At 43.4% G+C, this 10,802-nt stretch carries 10 protein-coding genes; 5 read left to right on the forward strand and 5 right to left on the reverse strand.

All coding sequences use genetic code 11. From position 1 onward, the window contains the following. Positions 1-282: 282 nt before the first annotated feature. Positions 283-942 carry an HD domain-containing protein gene (locus tag H6G32_RS10795; RefSeq protein ID WP_190457965.1) on the reverse strand — a complete coding sequence of 220 codons (660 nt, stop codon included), beginning with the start codon at positions 940-942 and terminating at the stop codon, positions 283-285. Positions 943-1,458: 516 nt separating this feature from the next. Between H6G32_RS10795 and fldA the strand changes: the two genes are divergently transcribed. The 3 genes from fldA (at position 1,459) to H6G32_RS10810 (ending at position 3,294) form a co-directional block, all read left to right on the forward strand. Further along, positions 1,459-1,968 (forward strand): flavodoxin FldA, encoded by a 510-nt coding sequence (gene fldA, locus H6G32_RS10800; protein WP_190457967.1) that lies wholly within the window; start codon positions 1,459-1,461, stop codon positions 1,966-1,968. Positions 1,969-2,129: 161 nt separating this feature from the next. Continuing rightward, positions 2,130-2,882, forward strand: a complete 753-nt coding sequence (locus H6G32_RS10805) for an alpha/beta fold hydrolase (RefSeq protein ID WP_190457969.1) — start codon at positions 2,130-2,132, stop codon at positions 2,880-2,882. A 163-nt stretch (positions 2,883-3,045) separates the two neighbouring features. Next, positions 3,046-3,294 carry a DUF7219 family protein gene (locus H6G32_RS10810; protein ID WP_190457970.1) on the forward strand — a complete coding sequence of 83 codons (249 nt, stop codon included), beginning with the start codon at positions 3,046-3,048 and terminating at the stop codon, positions 3,292-3,294. Between the two features lie 109 nt (positions 3,295-3,403). Here H6G32_RS10810 and ilvB read toward each other — a convergent pair whose 3' ends face one another. Then, on the reverse strand, positions 3,404-5,296 hold the full coding sequence (gene ilvB / locus H6G32_RS10815; protein WP_190457972.1) for a biosynthetic-type acetolactate synthase large subunit: 1,893 nt from the start codon (positions 5,294-5,296) through the stop codon (positions 3,404-3,406). A gap of 162 nt (positions 5,297-5,458) precedes the next feature. Between ilvB and H6G32_RS10820 the strand changes: the two genes are divergently transcribed. Further along, positions 5,459-5,776 carry a hypothetical protein gene (locus H6G32_RS10820; RefSeq protein ID WP_190458004.1) on the forward strand — a complete coding sequence of 106 codons (318 nt, stop codon included), beginning with the start codon at positions 5,459-5,461 and terminating at the stop codon, positions 5,774-5,776. Positions 5,777-5,859: 83 nt separating this feature from the next. Here the strand turns inward: H6G32_RS10820 and H6G32_RS10825 are convergent, their stop codons facing one another. Next, complete coding sequence (locus H6G32_RS10825) at positions 5,860-7,116, reverse strand: MFS transporter (protein WP_190457974.1); 1,257 nt, start codon at positions 7,114-7,116, stop codon at positions 5,860-5,862. 101 nt (positions 7,117-7,217) lie between these two features. Then, the gene (locus tag H6G32_RS10830; protein ID WP_190457976.1) at positions 7,218-7,811 is read right to left on the reverse strand and encodes a hypothetical protein; all 594 of its coding nucleotides are present in this window, start codon (positions 7,809-7,811) and stop codon (positions 7,218-7,220) included. Between the two features lie 365 nt (positions 7,812-8,176). Between H6G32_RS10830 and H6G32_RS10835 the strand changes: the two genes are divergently transcribed. After that, entirely contained in the window at positions 8,177-9,304 is a 1,128-nt protein-coding gene (locus tag H6G32_RS10835) for a ferrochelatase (RefSeq protein ID WP_190457979.1), read from the forward strand. Positions 9,305-9,359: 55 nt separating this feature from the next. Here the strand turns inward: H6G32_RS10835 and H6G32_RS10840 are convergent, their stop codons facing one another. Further along, positions 9,360-10,781: an MFS transporter gene (locus tag H6G32_RS10840; RefSeq protein ID WP_190457981.1), complete on the reverse strand. Its 1,422-nt coding sequence runs from the start codon at positions 10,779-10,781 to the stop codon at positions 9,360-9,362. Between the last annotated feature and the right edge of the window lie 21 nt (positions 10,782-10,802).

Raw genomic sequence — 10,802 nt, forward strand, 5'->3', positions numbered from 1 at the left:
AGATATTGCGATCTAAGTACTTATTGGACGGGATTTTTATGGATATGCACCTTACCAAGTGAGACTAACTCAGGGTTGTGGGTGGTTGCTTCTCTAATAAACAGAATTTTTTATATAAATCTTATCCATCTATTATACATATTTTTGTGCGTATATTTACTCTGTTCTGGGTAGATTGCAAGAATTTTTCTAGATTTTATTTCGGATAATATACAATTTTCCGTAATCGCGAATGACTAATTGAAACCACTGGACATTCCCAGCATCGGCTTAATCGCCTGTTTATATGAGGATTTGAATTTCTGCTTGAAGATTTGATCTGGCAGATTGTTCAGATATCTCAAACATTAAAGGCGTAAAGTAGATACGCGGACGCTGCAAAAATCGTTCTAAAACCTGCCGTCTACCTGCGATATAGTCCGCTTCTGACACCCAGCTATATTCCTGGCGAATGGCATTAGCGTATTCTTGATACTGAACTGGGTTGGCAGCCAAAATCGCTAAATCTGCATCGAGTAACACTTGGCTGTCAAGGTCATCGGCAGCTGCTTGGTGCTTCGTGTGCAGAATTAGACGAGTGATGGTGGTAATATTGCTAGATGGAATTCCCAAGCTTCTCAGCGCATCACTAGCATATTCAGCACTCCTTTCTTCATTATCTTGAGCGTGAGTGTTATATACTACATCGTGAAACCAGGCAGCAAGTTGTACAGCAGGTAAGTTTTGGGCGTAGGTTTGTAAGGCGTCAATTGTGCTGAGGACGTGAGCAATATGTTTTACTGTGTGATAGTAGCGTTCGCCCTTGGCGCGGCGTAGCCGTTCGCCCTGAGAATAAGCTTCAACCAGGCGAATAAACACTTGCTTTGCTGCTACTTGGTCAACGCCGAAGGGTTGGAGTGTCTGCTGCCAGTGAGAAAATAAGACATCTGTTCTTGGATGCACAGTGGCACAACTTGAGAAATACCTTTTAACCTAGCATAAACTTATTGCTAAAGAATTGCAAATTTGGTGGCAGCAATCTAGATAGCAAAATAAAATCAGGATTTAGGCAAATCTTAGGAAAATACAGGGCTTTGAGATTTTGCCCTCAGAATGACATAATTACGTTGTCGCTGGATAAGTCTGGAAAATTTTTCAGAAAGAATATGGTTGAAAACCCCTAATTAGGTGGATTTGCGTTATTTTATCCTAGCTTTTACAAAAATTTATAATTAATTAATGATAAATCATCTCAATAAATCTGATAGGATATTCTCGGAGCTTATTGAGATAGATCCTCAATAAAGTAGTTACATATCACAACTTTTTCAAACAATTCACAGCATGGCTGTGTAAACGCCGATTCCTTGGTGGTCAGGGAATGGGCAGTTAACTAACCCTTCAGAGCGATGGGGGGCTTTGTTTGCTTTCTTGCTCTTAACCAATAGCAGTTTGTATTTCTAAATATTAGGTTTCAATATGTCGAAAAAGATTGGTTTATTCTACGGTACTCAAACTGGCAAAACTGAATTTGTGGCTGAAATCATTCGAGATGAGTTTGGAGATAACGTGACATTACACGATATTTCCCAAGCCGAAGCCGCTGATTTTGATGACTATCAATATCTGATTATCGGCTGTCCTACTTGGAATATTGGCGAACTCCAAAGTGATTGGGAAGGCTTTTTCCCTGAACTCGATGAGATGGATTTTATCGGCAAAGTAGTTGCCTATTTTGGTACTGGTGACCAGCTTGGCTATGGCGACAATTTTCAGGATGCAATGGGAATTTTGGAAGAAAAAATTTCCCACCGCGGTGGGAAAACTGTAGGTTATTGGCTAAATGAGGGCTACGATTTTAATGATTCTAAGGCGTTAAGAAATGGCAAGTTTGTAGGACTTGCCATTGATGAAGATAATCAATCTGACTTAACCGAAGAACGCATTAAGGCTTGGGTGGCTCAGTTGAAGACAGAATTTGGTTTGTAGAGAGTTTTGTGTTGTAGTTCGACAACTCGTTGGCTCTTCGTTAAGTATATATCTGATGCCAAAAAACCACAGATGCACACAAATAAATTATCTGTATGTATTTGTGGTTCTATCTAAGTAGCCTATTGATGATTCTTAAATTATAAGGATGTACAGTATTTATGTCTGATGCTTTCGATGTTGTTTGGTTAAGTTCTAGTCCTGTATTGCAGCGTTTTGATAAACCATTACTACAATACATATCTAAATATGTGCGTGTAGCGCAGTGGGAATACCACCAAAGCCAAGATGAAGGTAGTTCTATAGATCAAGCGGTAGATTTGCTGGATGAATTTTTAGCAAAGTATCCTCATCCAATACATTTAGCGGGTCATGGTGCAGGTGGTGCGATCGCTTTAACTTTTGCGCGTCGCTATCCTCAAAAAGTGCGATCGCTCACCCTACTGGCTGTACCTTCTAAACCTGCAAATACGTGGCACGTCCACTATTATCTTCAAAGACAACTATTGACTATCAGCCGTGAGCAGGTTTTAGCAAATAGTGTTCGTCATCTTTTTGGTCAACAACCCCCTCACACCACTAAAAAGTTAGTAGCAGCTTTAGAAAAAGATTTAGAGCAAACCCCCTTGCTACACTCTCTTTTCAAGTTAGTTCATTTACCCAAAGGTGGAGTTTCTATGCCAATGTTGGTATGTGGGAGCCAGAACGATCTCATTGCTGAACCACCTGCATTACAGGACTGGTTAAAATGGTTTAAGCCTGAAGATAATCTCTGGGAATGTTCCAAAGGACATCATTTTTTTCATTACTTTTATCCTCAACAAGTCGCCGAACAAATGTTGAGCTTTTGGCAACTTCATCATCTACAACCAATGGTTGCATCTCAAGTAATTTCCCATAATTTGATAAATTAGCAAGTATTAATAAGGGTGTATATACACCTTTATTAATTTTTCATCTAACTATAGAGAACCTTAAAGTAGGATTAAAATTCATCAAAGTTAATTTTGATATTTACTCCCGCTCAATTATCAAATTGTTAGTTTTTCAAAAAAACCTGTTCCTTACTGAATTCCTATGAATACCAACTTTGATTTTCTAGGTGAATTATGTGATTTTCTATATCCTCGTCATCCATATCATGGGCAATTCGAGGCAGAATATGCGACGTTTAATGCACATCTTCAAGAGTTTTCTCAACGAATAAACTACATTTGTAGCCTGCAAACTGGTGGTAAAATCTCCCCAGAAGAAGCTTACAAACAAATTCACCTCCTTTGGAAACAGTTAAAACGTACCAAAAAAGCCCTAGAAATAGCTAACTGATTCTCAAATTTGACTTCCTATCCACTGGAATATTATAAAATCCAGCTTTTGACAAACAAAAAAAATGCAGAGGATAAACACCTCTGCGTCAAAAAATAGTTGCAAATTCTTACAGTTTCGTCCCGCACTCAGCACAGAAATTGTGGTTGGGGGGGTTTTTCGAGCCGCAGTTACTACAATAAACTGGTTCGACTGCGGCTTTTGGCGTTTGCTTAGGCAACCCGATCATCTGCGCGTTATTCTTGCCTGGGGCTACCATTGGATAACAGTTTTCGTCTCTGGTGATTCGGGCATCGACAATCACAGGGCCATTGTGTGCCAGCATGGTGGCGATCGCATCTGGCAACTCATCCCGATTGCTAATCACCATGCCCTTAATCCCATAGGCTTTAGCCAAAAATTCAATGTCTGGCATCCCTACTTCCATGTTTGAGCATGAGTAACGCTCACCGTAGAAGGCTTGCTGCCATTGGCGCACCATCCCCTGCCAGCCATTGTTCATAATGACTGTCTTGACATTTATGCCATACTGTGCTAGTGTTCCCAGTTCCTGTAAACACATTTGGAAACTGGCGTCGCCGCTGATACAGATGACTTCTTCATCTGGAAACGCCACTTTTGCACCCATAGCCGCAGGCACACCAAAACCCATTGTTCCCAATCCAGCACTGGAAATCCAGCGTCTGGGGCCATTTTTGAGAAATTGTGCCGCCCACATTTGATGTTGACCTACATCGGTGGTGTAGAAAGCATGGGGCGCTTGGCGACCGATTTCCACAATCACCTCTTGGGGTGACATACTGTCGGGATAGTGGGGCACCACTAGGGGATATTCTTCCCGCCAACGGTTAATTAAATTCAACCACTCTTGGTTTTGGTTAGGTGTAGCCTTGGCGTTGGCGCTTTGACAACGACGTAACAAGTCAGTCAAGACGTTTTTGACATCACCGACTATAGGCACTTCGGGAACGCGGTTTTTACCAACTTCTGCCGGATCGATGTCGATGTGAATGACTTTGGCGTGGGAGGCGAATTCATCTAACTTACCTGTGACGCGATCGTCAAATCTGGCCCCGACACAGATCAGTAAATCACAGTCTGTAACAGCAAAGTTGGCGTAGGCGGTGCCGTGCATCCCCAACATTCCCAAAGACAGGGGATGATGTTCGTCAAAAGCACCTATACCCATTAGGGTTGTGGTGACGGGGATATTAAATAACTCCGCCAGTTTTTTTACTTCTTCGTGGGCATTGGCGGCGATCGCACCTCCACCCACATACAATAGCGGTCGGCGACTTTCCCGAATTAACTGGATCGCTGCATTAATTTGCCGTGGATTCCCTTTCACAGTGGGACGATACCCAGGTAACTTCACTGAACCCGGTACCACAGGCAGATAGTCAAATTCTTCTAAAGCCACATCTTTGGGAACATCAATCAAAACTGGCCCCGGACGCCCTGTGCTGGCGATGTGGAATGCTTCGGCGACAATTCGCGCCATGTCTTTGGGGTCACGCACTACATAGGAGTGTTTGACAATTGGTAGGGTAATCCCGTAAATATCCGTTTCCTGAAACGCATCCGTACCAATTGAGGCCCGTGGCACTTGTCCTGTCACCACAATCATTGGAATTGAGTCCATGTAGGCAGTGGCGATGCCTGTTACCAAGTTGGTTGCCCCTGGTCCTGAAGTGCCAAAGCACACTCCTACTTTACCTGTAGCGCGGGCGTAGCCATCGGCCGCATGGGATGCGCCTTGTTCGTGCCTAACTAAAATGTGCTTAATAGCACCTGTAGCTTCTACTTTATAAAGGTCGTCATAAATCGGCAGAATCGCTCCACCGGGATAACCAAAAATATATTCAACGCCATGGCGCACCAGGCTATCCAGTAGGGCAAACCCACCAGATGCACGTTTGGGCGTGACGACTTGGGAGTTAGAGATAGGGGACTGGGTTTGATTCTCAGATTGCGCGGGACTGATGGGGGAGAGAGAACGCACGATGAACCTCAGACTATAGCTAAAGTTAATGCTTAGATTCTGTGTGTGACATACTCCCACACTGACGCAAGCGTACAGTGTGGGCTTCTCAGCGACTCCCGGTATCCCGTCGGACATTAACTGAGCTTTGTTTTAAGTCCACGAGATGCCCCTCCGCAGACTATGCAATTTCTTACCTTGTACCCTACGAATTTTACTGCCCTGGATGAGATGCTGGCTTATTCGCGCTATGGGGCAAACCCGAAGGTGATTCGTATTGATCAAGATGTGCCTACTTACTTCTATGCTGTGCAACGGAGTCGCTTACCAATAGTCGCAATGCTGCTGGACAGAGGCTTATCAGACACCAATAGGGGTGAAGTTAACCACTGCAATTCTATCAGAAAACACAGAAATTGGCGATTCGTCGCCCACCCCCCGGACTCAATGAGTGATAGTGATAGTCGTTATTGGTCGGGGATGAATTTTGGATTTAGCTAAAATTTAATTTTAGTGGAAAAATCCATTAAATACTTACAGAATTCTGGTTTTAAGCATAAGAATAAGCTATGATTGTAGCTTTTTTACATAACATCTTGCAAGACCCGCCGGGTATTTTGCCAAGCCCAGACACCAACAGCGGCAACTACAACACTCATTCCCAAAAGCACAATTGATAAACCGAAGGCGTTAACTAGCTTGGTAGTAATCAGCAGGGGTGCGGTGAGGGCAATATTGATGGCGTGATTTTGAAAACCAAATACCTTACCGTGCATTTCTGGTAGTGTTTGTTGCTGAATTAAAGTTTGCATTGGCACGTTAACTAGGGCAGCACCCACGCCCAAAAAGATACAGAGTCCAAGGGCTAGGGATAGGTTCTGAACAAAAATGAACAACCCTAAGGCCAGCGCCATGATCAAAAACCCAATTAAAGGCAAGGGCAAGTGATGTAATTTATGACCAAAGTGCCCAAGTATTGCCGCACCTATAACCATACCAACCCCAGCAGAGGCCACGAAAAAGCTAAACTGCTCCGGTGCCAAGTGTAACTTCGCCGCCATTCCAATGGCTAATTCTATCAGCGCTGCAAACACGCAGTATAAAGTGACAATTTGCAACATGGCATTCCACACCAGCCGATTTTTTTTGAGATAGCGCAAGCCCTGTAAGAATTCAGTCCAGGGATTAGCTGCACCTGCCTCTGGGTCAACCTGTCTGTGTTCTTTAAAATGAATCGGCATCATGATCAAAGCAGACACCAGGTATAAGCCACCTACCACCATCTCTTTACCAAAACCTTTGTTCAAGCTTTCAAACCAATCCAACATGGGATTAGCCACCGCATTACCAACAATTAAGGCTCCCATCATCGTGCTGCTAAATAAGGCATTGGCAGCCATTAAACCCTCTCGCTTTACCAAAAGGGGGATAGCAGCTTGTTCTGCTGGTGCAAAAAACTGTGTCACGGTGGAGATGGCAAAAGTGAAGATCAGCAGGATGAGAAATTCCCGTGGTAAAAAGGGAATCAACAGCATCAATACCCCGCGCACTGCATCGGAGCCAACCATGATCAGTTTTTTCGGCACGCGATCCACAATCACGCCGCCCGCGGAGCCAAACAAGATTGCTGGCACGGTAAATGCCATATACAAATAGAAGCGCCCGTTGTCGCCCACTTCATTAGCAGGTAGGTAGAGCTTCAGTAAGGCAATCATCAACACGAAGAATACCTTATCTGCTAATTGGGAAACTAATTGCCCAATCCACAGAAGCATAAAACCACGGTTTTTTAGCAGTGCGCCAAAGCCGTTATTAACAGCAGCAGGTTCAGTGGGAAACATTCAGATACTTGGGAATTTATTGACTAGGTCATGGGTAATTTGTCATGAGTAATAGGTAATGAATAATAGGTAATAGTTTTTACCAATTAGCCATAACACAATTACCAACTCTGTTGTCCGGACTCTTTTTCTTCATAGTGTTTTACCAGCAGATGCAAAAATTCAGCGGCACTCAGGGGACTTTTGGGGGCGGAAAAATCCATAGATTGATCTACCCAGCAGCCTTTGACAATTTGGGGCGATCGCCACATCGATAAATGATCAACTGCTGGCTCGGCATAAAAATTATTTTGCCCGCCACCCAGCAAGGCTGAACTCCAATGGGTGAAATAATCATGACTCAGTCGATGAATCGGAAAATTACCCCATAGTGGCATCCCCCATCCATCTATAGCAATAAATGCTTTCACATGACCGCCTAAGAGTTGCCACTTCACAGCAGCGGCGATCGCTCCCACCACACCAGCACTAAAGCTAACAAATATAACTGGCGATTTTAGCTCATTCCCCAAGCGATCGCCTAAAAAGTGCAAAATATGAAATGCTGATAAAGTCAAAAGACCCTGTCCCGGAACAACCAGTATATTCTTGGCATCTTGACTGATTGCCCTATCAGCAACCGGATTTAACCACTCTTTGAGCAAGCTTTCCGTTAGTTGTGGTTGATGGATTCCAGGGCAAATAATGATCTTCATTCCGCTTTCTTGTTAGCAGCTTTCACAAAGCTCTTATTTAGGAATCTTAATTGTCTTAGATATAACATACCTTTTACAGAACCTTCAGGAAAATTTGTTCCCCAAAAAATAATCTGAATCCTTTATAAATAACTCAAACCCGCCACTGGTGTCTATTAACCTTTGGCAGCGGCACACAGCAGGTACGGAGGCTTAAATACTTAGCCTTCAGTATCGAGTAATAACCGTAGTATGTCTTTTGAAAGATTGTTTTAACTCTTGTCCCTATCCTATCCCCCCGGATGGGATAATATCGTACAAGTACGGGAAACAATTAATTTATTCCCTCGCTCTCTCTCCATTCAGGTCATATTGAGGAATTCATTGTGGTTGCCACGCCCCAAACTAAAGACCAACTGCAACACACCCACGAGCATCTATCAGGTCAAGACCGTGTCGCCGTATTGCTCATGGGCTACGGCGAAGTCGAAAGCTACGAAGATTTCGCTAACTATAACGAACAAGCTTTAAATCTACTCACTGCAAAATTCGCACCAGTGCCAACCTGGATTTATCCCCCCCTGGCAAAGCTGTTGGCGTTATTTGATCGCCATGAGTGGGGACACACACACCACGATTTTATCTCCCCACACAATGCCATTTTTGAACAGCAACGGGCTGGTATTGAACACGAATTACAACACAAGTGGGGCGGTGGTGTCCAAGTTTTTAAAGCCTTCAACTTCTGCGCTCCCTTCCTACCAAATCAAGTTCTGGCAGAAATCAAAAATCAAGGTTTTGATAAAATCTTAATTTATCCACTGCTGGTTGTGGATTCCATCTTTACCAGTGGGATCGCTATCGAGCAAGTTAATAACGCCTTCGCTGAATTAGCTGATGGTGATGAAAGTTGGGTAAAAGGAATACGCTATATTCCTTCTTTCTACAACGAACCGGAATACATCAAATTGATGGCTCGTTTAGTTGAAGAAAAAATCAACGCTGACGTAGCAGCAGCTTATCTACCTTCCCAAATCGGCATCGTGTTAATGAATCACGGTTGTCCTCACAAAGCCAAAGGATTCACCTCTGGAATTGTGGAAAGTCAGACACTGTATGATTTAGTGCGGGAAGAGTTAATTAACCGTTATCCCTTAATCTCGGTGGGTTGGCTTAACCATGACACCCCCCTAATTGAATGGACACAGCCAGATGCCACCCAAGCGGCTAAAAACCTGATTCAATTGGGTGCAAAGATCATCCTCTTTATGCCCATTGGCTTTGCAACAGAAAACCACGAAACCCTGTTAGATGTCCACCACATCATCCATGCTTTAGAGAAACAGTATTCTGGTGTGGACTATGTGCAAATGCCTTGTGTTAACGACAATCCACAATTTCTATCGATGGCCGCTGAATGGGCCAATGCTCATATTGCTGAATTGATGCAAGAACAAGCAAAGGCAATTAATCCCCAGTTAGCTGAACATCATCACCATCATCACCACCATTAGGTAGACAAAGAAAGGGAGATGAGGCAATTATTTTCTCTTCTCTCCTTTCCTCTCGTTAATGGGAATGTTGATCCAACAAAGGAATTGTATCCGGTAACTCATCTTCCAGCAGACGCAGACGGGGATACAAGTAGGCAATGAAGGTGAAAACGATGCTAAATATGCCCATGATGATAAACATCAAACCAATACCGCGACCATGCCCAACACCAATAATTTGTCCAATACTGGCTGCTCCCAACCCATCAGCAGCCATCAACGGTTCAAAAACTTGGTCAGCTAGTGGCCCTGCAATCAGATAAGAAAGCGGCAGAAAACCCTGACTAACCGCAGTGCGGAATGCAAAGACCTTTCCTTGTACTTCTGGAGGAACTTTCTTTTGGTGAATTACTTGGATTGCACCATTAACGATTGGGATTATAAAAAATATAAAGAACTCAGAGATCGTAAACAGAATCGGCGCCGGGCGCAAGCCTGCTAATACATAAAATAAACCGAAAAAAAACATCGAGGTAAATATGATATTGATTAGGCGCTCTATTCCCCCCCAAATGCTCATAATCAAACTGCCAACTAACATTCCAGAACTAGCAATAGAATAGATTGTCCCCAAGGATTGCATTGAGGTGAAGGAAAGTACTAGAGGTGTGGTTAGAGCTTCAGCACTACCAATGAGAAAATTGCTGATCGCCACAAAAGCCACTAAGCCAATGAGTCCAGGGCGCTCGATAAAATAATGCCATCCAAAGGTCACCTCTTGCCAGAATGAAGAGAAGAACCTAACCTCCTCTCGATTAGCTTCTGTGGTCTGAACTTCAGGGAATTTAACCACTAGCAAACACACCAGAGCAAAGCACAAAGTTGTCAAATCAATGACAACAACTCCCGGAATTTCGACAGTTACCAGCAGTGCAGCTGCCAGCGCAGGTGAGAGGATTTCCGCAATAGACAACCTAATCTGCGTCATCGAACTAGCGCGACCAAGTTGTTCTTTAGGTACGAGTAATGTAGTCGCTGATGAATAGGCAAGCCCTTGAAAAGCACTGAAACCAGAACTAAGAGCACTAATTAGGCACAGATTCCAGACTTCTAAATTACCACTAACAAATAACCAGGCAATAGTTAGGGTACACAGACCAGCGCAGAAGTCACTAATAATCATAATCCAGCGACGACTCCAGCGATCGACAAACACTCCAGCAATGGGAGAGATAATAATCCCCGGTAAGGTTGTTGATAGAATCAGGAGAGTGAATTGAGTAGTTGAGTTAGTATGTTGGTAAACCCAAATACTTAGAGCAAAACTGGTTGTGCGTGAGCCAACTAGAGATAAAACTTGACCAAACCAGATCAAGATAAAAGTACTCATGCTTTGAGTTATCTCTCCTTCCTGACTGGAGAAATACTCAGTCCACTTAAATAAAGATGATCCAAATCTGGGCTGTTGTTCCAACTCTGGTGGGCCGTTTTCTAACATAGCAACAGTGATTATTGGTTA

It is taken from the genome of Cylindrospermum sp. FACHB-282 (genome assembly GCF_014697195.1).
Classification (GTDB): Bacteria; Cyanobacteriota; Cyanobacteriia; order Cyanobacteriales; family Nostocaceae; genus Cylindrospermum.